This window comes from Desemzia sp. FAM 23989 (assembly GCF_045528345.1).
Classification (GTDB): domain Bacteria; phylum Bacillota; class Bacilli; order Lactobacillales; family Carnobacteriaceae; genus Desemzia.
This window is the reverse complement of the sequence record NZ_JBGQQT010000017.1, coordinates 1-14,857: the sequence shown is the minus strand read 5'-3', so window position 1 is coordinate 14,857 and position 14,857 is coordinate 1. Positions and strand designations below refer to the sequence as shown.

The following is a 14,857-nucleotide window of genomic DNA, read 5'->3' as shown; positions in this document are numbered from 1 at the left end:
TCCCCTTTACGTTAACTTGATAACGTCTACCTCACCAAGCTGTTCCAATAAGCTTTGTCTAACCGTTTTAAGGTAGTGTTCAATGTCTTCTTCCGTGCGCAACTCAACCATTCGGCGCGGCAATATTTCCTCTTTTCCCATCACCAATGTTTTTTCTTGTTTGATTACTTTCTCTGGTGCTGGAGGAATAGGGTCAATGATTTTAGGCTCCGGTTGCGTCCCAGAATTGCCACTACCTGTTTGTCCATTCTCTTTAGCTCGTTTTTCTGCTTCTTCTCTTCTTTGACGTTCTATTTCCTGTTTCTTAGCAATGGCTTGTTTGGCGTCCTCAATTTGACGCATGATCATCAATTTGATTTCTTTGCTTTCATCTTTATACGAACGCAATTTTCCGACCGTATTAGCATTCGTTACCTTTTGTTGCAAATCATCCAATTTGAATTGATAGTTGCGTTGGATTTTATCGTGTTCCACAAAGCCGTTTAACTGAGTCAATTCTCTTTCAATGTCTTGTTGATCTTGTTCAATCAACTCTTGAATAGGAACAGCTACATTTTCCAGATGTTGACTCAACTCATTATTAAATTGATCAATCAGATCATTCAACTGTCTGATTTTGCCATATGGACGAGCCATTTTAAGAATATCGCTCACTTGTTTCATAATGTGGTCAATTTCTTCATTATTCAAATAATTGCGGTCTTCCTCATACAACTTATATTTTTCTTTAGCATTGATATAGATATTTTTTTTATTGGAGTTGAAAAAGTCTTTTACATCATGTAGATCATCAAAAGTATCCAGTATGACTTGGCCTTTTTCAGCTAAATAAGTTAAGAATTCACTAGAATCTTTAATGTTCAACAGACTAGTGATTTCTTTTAGCCCTTGTTCGACCAACTTTTGATCTGGAAACGCGTTATAGCGATAACGTTCTTTTAGAAGATCCAAGTCTTTTTGTTCTTTACTGAAACGATCAGCAATCGATGCATACATCTCTTCTTCTTTTTCACCAATAGCCGTAATACTAAATAACTCTTTCGTTAGACGTTTGACTTTATCAATGATACGAGAATCCAATACTTTACGTTTTATAACCACAATGCGTTCTTGCGTATCTCTCTTTTGGATTTGCTTCATAAAGTCTGATTCTTGAACATCCATTTTCCGGCTGTTTAAAGTGAAAACAACTTTTTCTTCACGGATTAATCGAATTAAACTAGCCTGGATATCCAGGTCTTTCCAACCATACGGTTCATTTTGATAGCGTTCCATCAGTTCTCGTAACGTAATAACCATATTGCGTTCTTTTTGGATATCTAAATAACGTTCCATTTCTTGTGTGGCCATACTGTTTTCATCATCGTATTGATCTTCTAACAAGCCCATTTCGCGATCTTCAATCAGTTTTTCAATCATTTCTTTGGTGTAGGATTTTTCCATATAATTCATTTTAGGATAAGTAGACTCCACTAAAACACGAAGACCTTCTTCCATCCGTTTCAATGGTGAACCTGTTGTTTCTACTTTATATCCGTTCACATAAATAACCGCTTCTTCAACAGCAGACTGCAATTTCGATTTGAATACTTGTTGGATTTGTCCACGTTCATTGGTCTTTCGATCATTGATTTCTTGAACAATAGGTGTTTTGGTTTTTGCGGATTGGTTCCGTAAGTATTGAGTGATTTTTAAGTAATACTCTAAATCTTTAAAGCTTTCATCTTGCGGCAATTGGACTACTACTTTTGGTTCGCGTTGCGACAAAGCAATCACTTCAGGTTCTTCTGTATACTCGGAATGGATCGTCACAAAGCGAATACCCAAATCAATAGGCGCGTTGCGCAATGCTCGATCATCAATCCATTGAGAAACCTCCATTAAGTATTGAATATTTGGACGATCTTGGAATGGTTTATATGTGTATTTCTTGAGATTTAGTATCTCATCTACCAAGGTTTTCCCAGCCTCATGAACTAGTTCAGAAGTCGGAATTTGAATCCGACTGATTTCTCGATTCACATCTTGTTCCTCATTCGTTAAGAAGAGATATTTATTTCCAATACGTTGGATCAAAAATTCTCTTTCCAATAAATTCAGTGATTTATTGATACGTTTTCCTAGTTCTAGTGTGTCTTCTTCCAATTCTGAAATCATTAAAGTGGTCATATTTTTGATGGTTCCAGGCATTTCATCTACATATCGAATTAAAAAAAGCAATTTTAGTACATTCACGTCAAAACTTTCCAACGATTCATTTTGGTTGGCTTTAATAATAGTTGAGCGTACAGAATGTTCTAGTGCTTGGTCAATATTTTCGTAAAACGTATAAAATGGAATCAATTTCCCAATACTGTCTTCTTGGTATTGGATAGTTGCTTGTTGGACAGATTCCAATAAGTTTCTTTCTCCATCAGACAAGTGTTTCCCAGCAGAACCGTGTTCACGAATTCCTGTAAAAACTTTTTGCAGCAAATTGAATTGATAAGGCACAAATGGGTATACACGAGCAAAGTCTTCTCTGTCTTTATAAAAACGCATAGTAGCAGTATTTTCAAATTCCATTTTGTTTTTTAACGCTGCTTCATGTTCATCATACGTTAAAGTTAGAGAATCAAATGCCGCTTCTCTCTTATCGAGTAAACGAATCTTAATAACTTCATCCGCATTCGCACTGCTTAAACTGACACGTGTATTAAAACGACCTTGGATTTTAGAAAAGTCAGTTGTCGATAGGTCTTCTCTTAAACTATCGATGTCTTGTTGAGAAGTGACTAACACCCAAACTTTTCCATGGCAATATTTCCCTAGATCCTCTACTACAGTTTGTAGATTCAACATCAATTGTGTACTTCCAGAAATAAACTGGCCCACTTCATCCGCAGCAAATATCAATCGAAAATCATCTTCTTTTGTATCAACATATTCTTTCAATCTTTGAGCAAAACTGTCTACTGAAATGGAGTAATTGTTTTCGCCGTTTTCAATCCAGCTTCGAGCGCTTTCCTCTGACATATTCGTAGCTTTAGATAAAGCTGTAATGGTCTCGTCCATGTTATAGTACAGTTCATCTCGTCCTTCAGACCAAGTAAACCCTGTCTCTTCTTCAAAATGACGTTGAAAATCTGCATACGTTCCATTTTTTTCTAATGTTTCTTCCAATTGTGCCAGCCAAGGAATACTAGCTGAAAAACCGCGCATTTCGTCAAAAACTTTATTAAAAACTTTTACGATAGCTGTTTTATTTTGTTTGGTATCTGATTCTGCTTTTGAGTCAATATTGAATAACACCACTTCACTAGGTGATTCAGACACGCGTTTCATATTTTCTAAAACAGATGGATTATGTATTTTCTCTTCAAAATACGACACAGCTTTTTTACCGTCTAGCTCTACAGTAGAACTTAATAAGTAAGATAGAATCTTTAAAAAGTGTGATTTACCAGAACCAAAGAAACCAGAAATCCAGACTCCTACCTTATCCGTCGGTCTATCATAAGCACGCATATAGGCATTGAAAAACGTTTCAAAATGGTTTGCCAGTTCTTCCGTCACGACATATTCTTCTAATTCTTGACGAATATTTTCTTTCTCTTTTTGTCCAATTTTGATAACTCCTTGAATCTCGCGGTTAATGTCTTTTTTGAATAACTCTTGGATCTTCATTCCATTCCCTCCATTGCTCTCTTAATTTTCAATAAGCTTAAACGCTCGATAATAATGATCATCTAATAAACGAGAAAATAATTTCAAGCTTCCCTCTTCATACTTTCCAGGATAAAACAAAATCAAGGGCTTTTTCTCTACAACTGTCTGTAGATTATTCAAAACAGTATGCGAGCGAATCAAAGGAAATGCCTTGCCGACTCCTGTAATAAACACCATCGCTTCTTCATCCAGGTGTTCCGTAATATACTGAATAATCCAATCCCTTTCAGTAGCAATTCGCATAGCTTTTTTCATTTTATCGAACAAAAATTCACTGCCTTTTTGTTCTTCCATTTTAAAATTCTTTTCCATATAGCCTTTTTGTTCAAAAAATTCCAATACAATATCATAGAGATCAAATACTTGTATCTTAGCTTCTGGATTTTCACGTTCAATATATTTTTTGATATCTGGTATAGATTCTCGTACAACTAGCTCTTGCTCTGGTTCGTAATCAAATACATAAAATCCAACTTCGTTTCCCAGACCTTTGTTACTCAGCAATTTCGGTTCTACAAGTTTATCTTTTAATTCGTCCAGTCGTACATTTATTGGTCTCATCCTAAAGACTCTCCTAACAAAATTTCTACGATGTTTTTTTCTTTGTTTTCTTTTAAATAATCCCGAACACTCGGACTAACGATAAGAGGTTGCAACTGTAGCCCTTCATCAGTAAACACTGCATATTCAGCGTCTACTAGTGTTTTATGATAAGCACTTGCTAAACGTTTTTTAGTGGCCTCTCCCCAATTTTTAATGACTTCATTTTGTTCAGATTTGGTTTCAAAAAAAGCCATTGTTTCCTTTGTGGTAAGATGCCATTCAATGATGATTAATTTATCCCATGCTACTTCGCGCATCCACTCATAAAACAGCTGATCTTTTTTCAAAAGAGCGTATAATAAAATAGCTTTACTAGTAGAAGGATCAGACTCAATAAAATGATCCATCAAAAAAATATCTAGTTCTTTTAATCGTTTCAGAATTTCATTTAAAAACTTGATTGCTCTATCATTACTTGCTAACTGGAAAAGGTTTTCCTGAAGAACCATTTTTCTGATTTCTTCTGTAGCTATTCCTTGAACTATTAATCCAGCTATTTCTTTTGTTTCTTTATACAAAAAAGGACGGGTGTTCAATGTTGTAAGATACTTTTTTGTCGTCATTTTTCCTCTCTTTTCCTAATAATGTCGTTATTTCCATTATAGCATTTAGAATTAAGTCATAAAATGCATTATTGGATTTTCCTAGCGATTTACTCATGTATTTTTCACAGTTTAGAAAATAGAAATTCAAACCTAAAACAATAGCCCTTTTAAGTTTAAAACATCCCTCTATATAACACAGTTTGTTAGTTTAGCAACATTACTGTTATAAACGAAAAGAGCCTCATCAGGCATAAATCCTGATAAGGCCCTTTTAAATCATTGGAGCATCTTTCTCCTCTTATCCTCTTATCTCCCACAGCATTTCTTATACTTTTTGCCGCTGCCGCATGGACAAGGATCATTACGACCTACTTTCACTTCATTTACAATTGTTTTATGATTCAATGGATTTTTCGGCAGTGGAATAGCGAAATCAAGCAAATCCAGAAATTCTTCTCCAGATTCTTGTTTAAACATTGCCCAGTGTTTCAATTCACTAATAGTATCCTCAATCATTTGCAACTGTTTATTTTCTGTAGCCATAGTTAATACTTCTGACTTCCCATAGTTCATCATCATATCTACGAATTTTAAATCAATTAGAAAAGTGTCTACTTTTTCATCCTTAAAAGCTTTTTTTATCTCCTCATACAGTTCTCCTGGATAAATATCAGTAACAGTAGATATTAACAGCGTTAGTATAGTCATATTCTCTATCTTGTTAAAGAGTTCTCTATAATAAGCAATGACTTCTTCTCGTCGGATATTATTATTTAACGCCAAGACAGCTAATGCTTGTATAGCTTCAGCTCGGACATACTCATCAATTTTTTCATTTTCGATCAATTCTTTGATAGGTTCTAAATCATTTCCGCAAATGGAAGCTAAGATTCTGCCCCCATCCTCAACTATCGTATCTCCAAATAAATCGTGCGGTATTTCATCTGGCAGACTGAATAATTCAACCACAATTGGATAAACTGCTGTTACTTTAAATTGAGCTAACAGATAAATAGCATAAATATGCCCCACATAGTCTTTATCAGAAGAATAGGTTTCTGGATCATTTGCTGCTCTCTTAAGGGTATCCATCAACACAGGAATAGCTTCTTCTTTTCTAGCAATTATTTCTTTCAGTTCTTCTTCAGGGAAAGCTCTGTCAGCAATATATTCAATTTGCTTTATTATTTCAGTGACTGCTTTTTTTGAAGATTCGGTAGGAGCTCGATTTGGTTCCTCTTTACCCTCTATACGGTTTAACTGATTTCTAAGCTTTTCTTCATCAAACTGCTCTTTCCCCCTTTTTAAATTAACGTATATTTCTTCTAGCAAAACCTCAGCAATCTGCTCTTTTGCTTCATGCTCGGTATATCCTGAAATAATAAGACGTTCGAAAGTTTCAGTTGTACACTTTGGTTCTTCCATCTTCAATTGATTGTCTACAACATCTAATATAATGTCTTTCAGCCCTTCATTTGCTATCATAAGCACCTCTCTTTTGATATAGTATAGACTTTAAGTTATCAATAATTCTTTTCCAGCAGTTAGTTTACTGATACTGAAGCTTTTCCTAGTTATTTTGTTCTGGTTCTATTAGTCCTTCTTCTTCTGCTTGTTCCCAAGTTATCCCATACGGAATACCATTACTTGTATAACCGGCAATAAAATAAAAAATTTCATCTTGATCGTAATTAATTTCTTCTTTTTCCATGCTCTTTCTCTCCCTTTTATAAAAAAACAGTTGTTGCATAATGATTGATTTCAGCTTATCCAACTCTTTTTTCTCTATTAGAATTATAGCCTATTTTCGTATCTTTTTCTGCTAAAATAATATCAACTCAGTCTGAATTTTACTATATTAATTTGCTGATTTGTTCAGAAAAGACAGAAAAAAATCTATTTCTGCAATATAGTAAATATTCACCTCCAACTTCAGATTCCACCACATGACGGAATCAACCTGTAGATAGCTTCTATCCCTAAATAATCTCTTATGTGAACACAGCAAAAAAACCTCACCAGAAATTTATTTTGAGACAACTTTTTCAATTTGCCAATTTAGTCTTTCACAATCCTAAACTCATGCACTTTTTCCACTGCACGTTCTTCATCTTCTTGCAGATCACCATAGACTTGGTAAATTTCTACCGTCAGTTCATTTCCAGCTACATTGTATACGGCAAAGTTTTGGATCGTAGAATCACGATTATTGGAATGTGAATTTGCGAAAACAACATCTTTTTGCGGTTGAGTTCCGTGAGCAAATAAATTGTTGTAGTAGTCTAGATTTTCTTAAGTCATCCACTCTAAATTCGGTCTTACTTCATGGATATGCTCCAATGATTTGCCATAAAGCTCGTCATACGCTTTTGTTCCGCCTGTATTTGGCAAAACAAATACTGTTCCTGAAAGATTTCTGTAATATTCAACATTGCTTTCATTTAATACAACTTCCGCTTGATCCACAGTCGCATTAGAGAAGTTTTCTTCTGTCGGCACAAAATTCAGTGATTTGGTTCTAGAAACTACAAGGTCATGACCTTGCAACGCTAAATCCACATCTAATTCGTCAATCATTTGCATAAATTTTTCTCTGACTTTTTGAACATCTTCATCTTGCAATGAGTGATACGATTTAGAATACAAAGGCTTATGATATGTTAAAGCCTATTTGTGTTTGAGGATTTCCATTCAGTGTCGTAATGATACGATTGGGTACATTATTGGTTTCAACTTCAGCTACTTCAGGTTTACTATCCAGCAGTTCACCGTTCGTATTGGTTGACTCTGTCACAGCAGATGAAGAGGATTCCGCTGAATCTGCCGATGAAGTGACTTCACATCCAAATAAGACCATTGGTACCAGCATCATCATGGTTGCAATTTTTGAAGATGAATATTTCTTATACTTTTTAAGTATAGACATTATTTTCCTCGCAAAAATGAACTGAAGTTTGAGTAAACCGGGTAAAAGGTTTGAAAATACAAAAAAACTTCTCTTAAACCGCAGAAGTTTTTTGTGTATTTATTCTTTTTTCAGATACTCTGCTGCAGCACGGACTTCAATAAGCGTTACTTCATGCCCACTATCCAACATTTTCAGCTCCGTTGACGGAAATTGTTCAGTCAACTGTTTCGCTAATTTCATCACATCTCCAGGTACAGACAAGGGATCATTTGCGCCAACCGTTAGAAAAATACGGCTGTTTGAGCCCTTTTCAAAAGTGTATTCTAAATTCGATGGGTGTAATAAGACAATGTTTTCCGCAATGTCCGGACGTTTTCCTAGCAACCCTAAAACAAAGTTGGCTCCATTTGAATAGCCGATAAAAGTGATTTTAGCATCAGTCGGTTTTACTGTATCCCAAAGCGTTAAAAAAGCAGCGACTTTTTTGTTGAAATCATCGCGTTGCAGTTGTCTATTGACTAAAGGTTTGAAAAATCTTCTAGTTTCTCCAGCCCCTTCTTCACCAAGAAAACTGATGACAGAAGCATTGGGATCGATATCTCCAGTGACAGTTAATAAACTGTATTCATTTCCTCCAGTTCCATGAAACAACACAAAAAATTCATTTGCTGAAGCGGGTATGTTAATATATTCCATAAGAAGTTCTCTCCAATCATTCATTTAAAGGATGTGCTAAATTACCATGATGAATCATTCTACTATCCATCATGTTTCGGTTATAAACAGAGACATTGAGAAATCCTTCCAATTTTATCATAATATACTTGGATTAGATTTGCTATTAAAAACAGTAAACCAAGATGATATAGAAATGTACCATTTATTTTTTGCGGATACTACAGGCAGACCAGGTACCGAATTCACGATTTTCCAAATGACCAACGGTGCGGATAAAGCATTCGGCACTAATTCAATCGAACGAACTGTTTTTGCAGTTCCTTCTGTTGAGGCTCTTTACTTTTGGGAAAAGCGCTTGAATGACTATGGTTTATTCAATTGCGAAATTGAAGATTACAACGACTCTAAGATCCTGCGTTTTGAAGATTATGATGGCGTGCAATTAGGTCTGGTACCTCTAAAAGGGTCTGGTTCTCCGAGTGATTATTTTGGTAGAGAGACAGCTGATATCTCCCTTGAAAATGCCATCGTCGGAATCGATTCGATTCATTTGAGAGTGCGTTATTCTTTGGCAACAACAACTATTCTAGAACAATTCTTTCATCTATCTGTCACGAAGCACCTGATGCAAGGTGATTTACCAGTAACCGTGTTATCAAAAGCAGATAGCTTCTTGAACCAAGAAATCCACGTGATAGAAGATAAACAGAATCCTTTGGAAATTCTTGGGATCGGAGGAGCTCATCATGTCGCTTTATCCGTGAAAAACAAAGACGCTTTGCAAGCAGTCGAAACATTAGTAGCCGACAAGAACTTTATTAATTCTGGGATCAAGAATCGTGAATTTTTCTATTCACTTTACTTTAGAGAACCCAATAATATCTTGATTGAAGTAGCCACTGAAGAAGTCGCTTTGGATAGAAGCGCCCCTGAATCTTATGATGATGCGGAATTTGACGATGTACCGCTAACCCTTCCCGACTTTTTAGAGCCGCGGAGAGCATTTATCGAGCACAATTTGTTCAAATAAAATCAGTTTAGGCAAAATAAAGAAGCCTTGCTTAAAACAAGGCTTCTTTATTTTGTCTATCTGTTCAATGGAAATCATTCAGTAGATCGAAACTGAAGGATTTTCTCTCGTTAAAGTTAAAACGCGGCTTTCAATTTTAAAATAAGTATCCACCAGATCTTTTAAATCAGCAATAGCTTCATTTGCACGCTGAACTTGGACAGAATTAATAGCCTCCATCACCAGTATCGCATCAGTTGTATGTTCTGTCAGCATTGTCCGTTGAGCTTCTCTCCAATTCAAACACCGGCAAATAGCCCCTGCATCATCGTAATAGATGATTTCTTCGGGCAATGCGGGTGAATCTGCTTCAGCTCCTAAAGGTCGGAACCCTTCTCCGCCTTGAGCTTTTCCAAGATGCAGGTTGCCTTGGATAGAATGCACATCTTCTCCACCACAAGGCAGTCCATAAGTTAGCGAGATACTATTGTAACTATCCACTAATGGATTAATCGGAGTAAAATCTCTATCTTGGCTTACCCTCTTTAACAAAGCTTCGATCGAAGAACGAGCTCCTTTTTTCGTTTTAAACTGACTAAATGCTTTTCGCCATTCAGCTACTACTGGATTGAGGCTAAACGTCTCTTCAGTCAGGTATTTCTGAGCTTCTTTTTTACCATTTTTTAGCAGCTCAGTAAAATAAGCTCGACTTTCTTCACTGTTCTGATTATGGACATTTTTTACCGTCAACACCTTGATTTGAGCATCTGGAAACAATGCCCAAAAATCAGATTCTACTGTTATTTTTTTCATCGTTATCCCTCCACTCTATGGATCCTTTTGGTCATAATATAGTCTACCTGCTCATCGTCCCCCATGAAAAATGAGTGCGCACCCGTTTGAACAAATCCAAGGTTTTGATAAAACACTATCGCTCCAAGATTTTCCTCCCATACTCCCAGCCAGATAGTTGTCTTTTGATATTCTTCTGCTAGTTCGAGAGCTTTATAAATCAGTTTTTTACCTAATCCTTTTCTCTTAAAGTTGGATTTAATGTAAATTCGTTCGACTTCTAAAGCATTTTCTTGTATGGTTTCAGTTTGCGCTTGGTCTGTGTTGATTTTTAAGTAACCCGCAAGTTCTGTTCCATCGTATAAGAAGTAGAACTCTGAACGTGGATTTTCTAATTCTCTTTTTAATTGATTGCTATTGTAAGCTTTGTTTAAATAATCCTGCAGATTTTGAGCTTCGTTCTGATCCAGAAAGGTATCGCTAAACGTTTCGATACTAATCTTTTGTAACTCTGCTAAATCCTCTAGTGTACATCGCTTGATTTCATCAGTCATCTCTCGTGTCCTTTCATATCTCTATTTTAATACTGTCTCTTATGTCCCTTTTTCACAGCGTCCCAATCGGTTTCTACATTCTTTCGAACTCTTTCCAAAAGAAACGAGATAGTTTCAGATTCTTCTTTTGAGAATCCCTTTAAAGCAACCTTGTTTGAGTAGCTGTTTTCTTTAAGAATTATAGTCGCAGTTTCTTTCCCTTTTTTAGTGGGGTAGAGCTTTTTGATTTTTTTGTTCTCAAGGTCTGGCATTTTTTCGATGAACCCATTGCCTTCTAGTTTTTTAACGGCTCTTGCTGCTGTTGTTCGGTCTACTTTGATCATTTCAGCCATTTTTTCTTGAATGATACCTGGATTTTCAACAATTCGCACTAGATACAAATATTGACCACGCGTCAAATCGTATTCTTTAAACTCAATATTCGCAATTGAATCCAATGCTCTGGCGATCACTCCGATATCCCTTAAAATTTCCGTCATATTTCTATCTCCTAAATTTTTCGTCTTCTGTTTTTATCTTAACCTCGTTTTGTTGTATTTGCAACAAAAAAATAATGATGCCGTATTTTATCCAATATTTTTATTCAAAAAAAAGACTCGGCTTCTCAAATGAGAAGCCAAGTCTTTATTCTAGTTTATTTTCCACTTATCAAGAACCAGCAACACCTAGTTTAAATAAAGCTTTATTGCCGCACCGGATTTTGTAGATTCCTATAAATGAGTGGTTTCGGCTTATCTGCTCTTCATCAATAACTGAATCGCTTGTTGGATACTTTCTTCACCGGTATGGCCATCTTTGATATTTGCTTGAACGCATTCTACTAAATTTTCTGCCACAATCAAACTGATTGCACGATCGATACTCGAACGGACCGCAGACAATTGGGTCACGATATCCGCACAATCCTTTTCTTCTTCAATCATTTTTAATACACCATGTAACTGGCCATCTGAACGTTTTAAACGATTGACAATTTTTGCATCGTATTCCATTACACTCTTTCTCCTCTCCAAGCAGAAATTCCTCCCATTACGTTTGTAACTTTGTAGCCTTCTTTAGCTAATTGTTGGCAAGCCATGGAAGAACGCGCTCCTGAGTGACACATTACATAATACTCTTGATTTCTATCTAATGTTTCTTTTGCAGTTGATAGATTGCTTAAAGGAACATGGACAGCTCCATCTAAATGTCCATTTTCCCATTCGTCCATTTCTCTCACATCTACTACAGGAAGGTTCTCTTTTTTCCATTTTTGTTCAAATTCCGGCATTGATATTGAATTATACATTAGTTTACCACCTTTTCTGGTCTAACTGTAGAGTAAAGCGCAAACGCTCCATCTAAGTTTTTCACTTTATAGCCGTTTTGCTTTAAGATTCGCTCCGCAAGATAACTGCGCAACCCGCTGTGACAACTCACAATAATCGGCTTGTTTTTAGGAACTTCTGACAGTCGTTCTCTTAAACTATCTAAAGGAATATTGACCGCTCCTTTTAAGCGACCATTCTTTTCAAGCTCACTTTCATTTCGAACATCCAACAACAAATACCCTTCTTGTTGTTTGTCTTCTAATTCATGCCATTGTACAGAATCGCTTAACCCTTCCATCAAGTTCAATGCAGCGTATCCCGCCATGTTCACGGGATCTTTTGCTGAACCAAAAGGAGGTGCATACGTAAATTCTAATTCCGGCAAATCTTCGACAGTCATTCCTGCTTTGATAGCCGTTGCCAAGATATCAATCCGTTTGTCTACCCCGTCTTCTCCACAAGCTTGGGCGCCAAAAATCTTTCCGGTAGTAGGGTGAAACAACAATTTCAATACAATTGTTCCCGCATTTGGGTAATAACCGGCATGGCTTTTTCCTTGGATATGCACTACTTCATAGGTTTCATCGTTCATTTGCAATTGTCTTTCATTCAGACCTGTTGAAGCTGCTGCCAAATGAAACACTCGAACGATGGCTGTTCCAATACTGCCTTTATTTTTCCGTTCCAAGTCGCTGATCACATCCGCCACTTGTCTACCTTGGCGATTTGCCGGAGAAGCTAGTACGATCATCGTATCTTCGCCATTGATTTGTTGTCTGACCACAATAGCATCTCCAACAGCGTAAATGTCTTTTAAATTCGTTTCATAGTGTTCATTGACAACTATCCCGCCACGTACTCCAGTTTCAATACCAGCTGCTACAGCAAGTGTCGTTTCTGGTTTGACACCTACAGACATGAGCGTAAGATCACTTTCTAATCGCTCTCCGTTTTCCAGCACAATTACTTTACCAGCTTCTTCAAATGATTCAGCTGCCAGTCCTGTATACAGCTTGATGCCATTCGCTTCTAATTCTTTAGTAATATAAGCTGCCATTTCTTCATCAAATGGCGGCAATACTTGTGGAGCCTTTTCAACAATGGTGACTTCTAATCCCCGGTGTGCCAAACTTTCAGCCATTTCCAAACCGATAAATCCAGCTCCAATCACTACCGCTTTTTTAGGTTGATGAGCATCTATAAATTCAGTAATAGCGTCCACATCCGGTACTGAACGCAATGTGAAGATATTTTGGGCTTCTTCTAGTCCTTCAGCTGGTGGTACAAACGGTTTAGCTCCAGGAGAAAGAATCAATTTGTCATAAGATAATGCATATTCAGCTTCTCCTGATTGCACAGTGACTTCTTTTTGTGCTGAGTTTATTGCAATTGCTTCGCTATTAGGACGGACATCCAATTCAAATCGCGCTTGCAGAGCTGCTGGTGTTTGCACCAGCAAGTCGCTACGTTCTTCGATTTCTCCCGCAACATAATACGGCAGTCCACAGTTAGCAAACGATACATACGGTCCTTTTTCCAGCACAATGATTTCTGCCGTTTCATTCAACCGTCTTAAGCGAGTAGCTGCGGACATTCCTCCTGCTACTCCTCCAATAATCACGATTTTCATTAGTTTTTGCCTCCTCTTTTAGCTCCGGTCCACGACATCATCCCTCCGCGAACATTGATCACGTCATGCCCTTGTTTCAATAATACTTTTGCAGCTCTTTTACTACGCATGCCTGATTGACAGATGACATAGGTTTTTCCTTTTGGAGTGTAGCGAGCTACTTTTCCTAATGGAACATTTTTCGCTCCTGGAATATGACCAGCCCGAAACTCCTGCGGCTCACGCACATCAATGATCTGCGGTTTATCAGATAATTGACGCTCTAATTCGTTGGTCGAAATGGTTGGTGTTCTGTTGAAAAACATGATTTTCCTCCTTAGTTAATGGGCTGCTATTTTTTCTGCTAAATACTCTTTTAACACTTCTTTTGGTTGGTACCCGACAATTTTTTCAATCGGCTGACCATCTTGATATAAAACCATTGTAGGAATACTCATGATTCCCAATTGGCTGGCTACTTCATTGTTTTCATCAATATTCAATTTAGCAATTTTGATGTTTGGTGTAAATTCTTCTTCCAGTTCTTCTAAAACTGGTCCCAGCATTTTACACGGTCCACACCAAGGAGCCCAAAAATCAACTAACGTAATGCCTTTCTTCACTTCTGATGCCAAACTTGTATCGGTTACTTTTACAGTCATATCATTCTTTCCTCTCTATGTGTGTTTTAGTGATGGTTTCTTTTTAATGAAAAATGGTTTGGGACAGGATCGTGTCCGCCTTTTACAAAAGGATGACACCGTAAAATACGCGATGTTCCCATTAAAGTTCCTTTAACTGCGCCATGTTTTTCGATTGCTTCAATAGCATAATGAGAACAAGTTGGATAGTAAGTAAGCCCGTTATAATGGACGCTGCAGAAAAAAAGGAAGACACGACAAAGAGCCTGATTTACTTTCAATTTTGAAATCAGGCTTTTTGGTCTATACTTTTAAAGGTTGGCAGGATTGAACGATTTTCTCAGACCATGGGAGATAGTCTCTGATAAGATTCGGATTTTGGATCAAATCCAAACCAGGAAGTTCCGTAATCAGCTTTTCTAGATATTGCCTAAAATCGATCTTGTTTGCTTTGCAGGTTTCAACCAAACTAAGATAGATGGCATTCGCTTTTCCGCCCC

Annotated in this window: 18 protein-coding genes and 1 pseudogene; 1 reads left to right on the top strand and 18 read right to left on the bottom strand. The window is 36.9% G+C overall.

The features are described from left to right. Positions 1-6: 6 nt before the first annotated feature. The 8 genes from brxC to ACEN36_RS09675 all read right to left on the bottom strand — a co-directional run bounded on the left by brxC (position 7) and on the right by ACEN36_RS09675 (position 8,460). Positions 7-3,666, bottom strand: a complete 3,660-nt coding sequence (gene brxC / locus ACEN36_RS09710; RefSeq protein ID WP_407126495.1) for a BREX system P-loop protein BrxC — start codon at positions 3,664-3,666, stop codon at positions 7-9. Positions 3,667-3,687: 21 nt separating this feature from the next. Then, positions 3,688-4,269: a DUF1788 domain-containing protein gene (locus tag ACEN36_RS09705; protein ID WP_407126494.1), complete on the bottom strand. Its 582-nt coding sequence runs from the start codon at positions 4,267-4,269 to the stop codon at positions 3,688-3,690. Next, positions 4,266-4,874 carry a DUF1819 family protein gene (locus ACEN36_RS09700; protein ID WP_407126493.1) on the bottom strand — a complete coding sequence of 203 codons (609 nt, stop codon included), beginning with the start codon at positions 4,872-4,874 and terminating at the stop codon, positions 4,266-4,268. The genes ACEN36_RS09705 and ACEN36_RS09700 overlap by 4 nt, the downstream gene beginning before the upstream one ends. 288 nt (positions 4,875-5,162) lie before the next feature. Then, positions 5,163-6,341 carry a DUF1186 domain-containing protein gene (locus tag ACEN36_RS09695; RefSeq protein WP_407126492.1) on the bottom strand — a complete coding sequence of 393 codons (1,179 nt, stop codon included), beginning with the start codon at positions 6,339-6,341 and terminating at the stop codon, positions 5,163-5,165. Positions 6,342-6,426: 85 nt separating this feature from the next. Next, positions 6,427-6,567, bottom strand: coding sequence for a hypothetical protein (locus ACEN36_RS09690; protein WP_407102118.1), 141 nt, complete (start codon positions 6,565-6,567; stop codon positions 6,427-6,429). A 581-nt stretch (positions 6,568-7,148) separates the two neighbouring features. Next, positions 7,149-7,439 (bottom strand): hypothetical protein, encoded by a 291-nt coding sequence (locus ACEN36_RS09685; protein WP_407126491.1) that lies wholly within the window; start codon positions 7,437-7,439, stop codon positions 7,149-7,151. A gap of 67 nt (positions 7,440-7,506) precedes the next feature. Beyond that, positions 7,507-7,782: a hypothetical protein gene (locus tag ACEN36_RS09680; RefSeq protein WP_407126490.1), complete on the bottom strand. Its 276-nt coding sequence runs from the start codon at positions 7,780-7,782 to the stop codon at positions 7,507-7,509. Positions 7,783-7,881: 99 nt separating this feature from the next. Then, a complete protein-coding gene (locus ACEN36_RS09675; RefSeq protein ID WP_407126489.1) occupies positions 7,882-8,460 on the bottom strand; it encodes an alpha/beta hydrolase in 579 nt (192 codons plus the stop codon). Between the two features lie 46 nt (positions 8,461-8,506). Between ACEN36_RS09675 and ACEN36_RS09670 the strand changes: the two genes are divergently transcribed. Further along, the gene (locus tag ACEN36_RS09670; RefSeq protein ID WP_407126488.1) at positions 8,507-9,472 is read left to right on the top strand and encodes a VOC family protein; all 966 of its coding nucleotides are present in this window, start codon (positions 8,507-8,509) and stop codon (positions 9,470-9,472) included. A 78-nt stretch (positions 9,473-9,550) separates the two neighbouring features. Here the strand turns inward: ACEN36_RS09670 and ACEN36_RS09665 are convergent, their stop codons facing one another. The 10 genes and pseudogenes from ACEN36_RS09665 to ACEN36_RS09620 form a co-directional block, all read right to left on the bottom strand. Next, positions 9,551-10,264, bottom strand: coding sequence for a B3/4 domain-containing protein (locus tag ACEN36_RS09665; protein ID WP_407126487.1), 714 nt, complete (start codon positions 10,262-10,264; stop codon positions 9,551-9,553). A gap of 2 nt (positions 10,265-10,266) precedes the next feature. Next, entirely contained in the window at positions 10,267-10,797 is a 531-nt protein-coding gene (locus ACEN36_RS09660; RefSeq protein WP_079650817.1) for a GNAT family N-acetyltransferase, read from the bottom strand. Positions 10,798-10,823: 26 nt separating this feature from the next. After that, entirely contained in the window at positions 10,824-11,276 is a 453-nt protein-coding gene (locus tag ACEN36_RS09655) for a MarR family transcriptional regulator (RefSeq protein ID WP_407126486.1), read from the bottom strand. 252 nt (positions 11,277-11,528) lie between these two features. Then, positions 11,529-11,789, bottom strand: a complete 261-nt coding sequence (locus ACEN36_RS09650) for a metal-sensitive transcriptional regulator (protein ID WP_079650570.1) — start codon at positions 11,787-11,789, stop codon at positions 11,529-11,531. Next, the gene (locus ACEN36_RS09645) at positions 11,789-12,085 is read right to left on the bottom strand and encodes a rhodanese-like domain-containing protein (RefSeq protein WP_079650573.1); all 297 of its coding nucleotides are present in this window, start codon (positions 12,083-12,085) and stop codon (positions 11,789-11,791) included. The genes ACEN36_RS09650 and ACEN36_RS09645 overlap by 1 nt, the downstream gene beginning before the upstream one ends. Beyond that, positions 12,085-13,737 (bottom strand): FAD-dependent oxidoreductase, encoded by a 1,653-nt coding sequence (locus ACEN36_RS09640; protein ID WP_407126485.1) that lies wholly within the window; start codon positions 13,735-13,737, stop codon positions 12,085-12,087. The genes ACEN36_RS09645 and ACEN36_RS09640 overlap by 1 nt, the downstream gene beginning before the upstream one ends. Continuing rightward, positions 13,737-14,042 (bottom strand): rhodanese-like domain-containing protein, encoded by a 306-nt coding sequence (locus tag ACEN36_RS09635; protein WP_079650811.1) that lies wholly within the window; start codon positions 14,040-14,042, stop codon positions 13,737-13,739. The genes ACEN36_RS09640 and ACEN36_RS09635 overlap by 1 nt, the downstream gene beginning before the upstream one ends. Positions 14,043-14,057: 15 nt before the next feature. Then, the gene (trxA, locus tag ACEN36_RS09630) at positions 14,058-14,378 is read right to left on the bottom strand and encodes a thioredoxin (RefSeq protein ID WP_407126484.1); all 321 of its coding nucleotides are present in this window, start codon (positions 14,376-14,378) and stop codon (positions 14,058-14,060) included. A gap of 26 nt (positions 14,379-14,404) precedes the next feature. Then, positions 14,405-14,569: pseudogene (yidD, locus tag ACEN36_RS09625) on the bottom strand (membrane protein insertion efficiency factor YidD); the annotation flags it as partial. A 91-nt stretch (positions 14,570-14,660) separates the two neighbouring features. Continuing rightward, a partial coding sequence (locus ACEN36_RS09620; RefSeq protein WP_407126483.1) for a transposase domain-containing protein occupies positions 14,661-14,857 on the bottom strand: 197 nt, incomplete at its 5' end.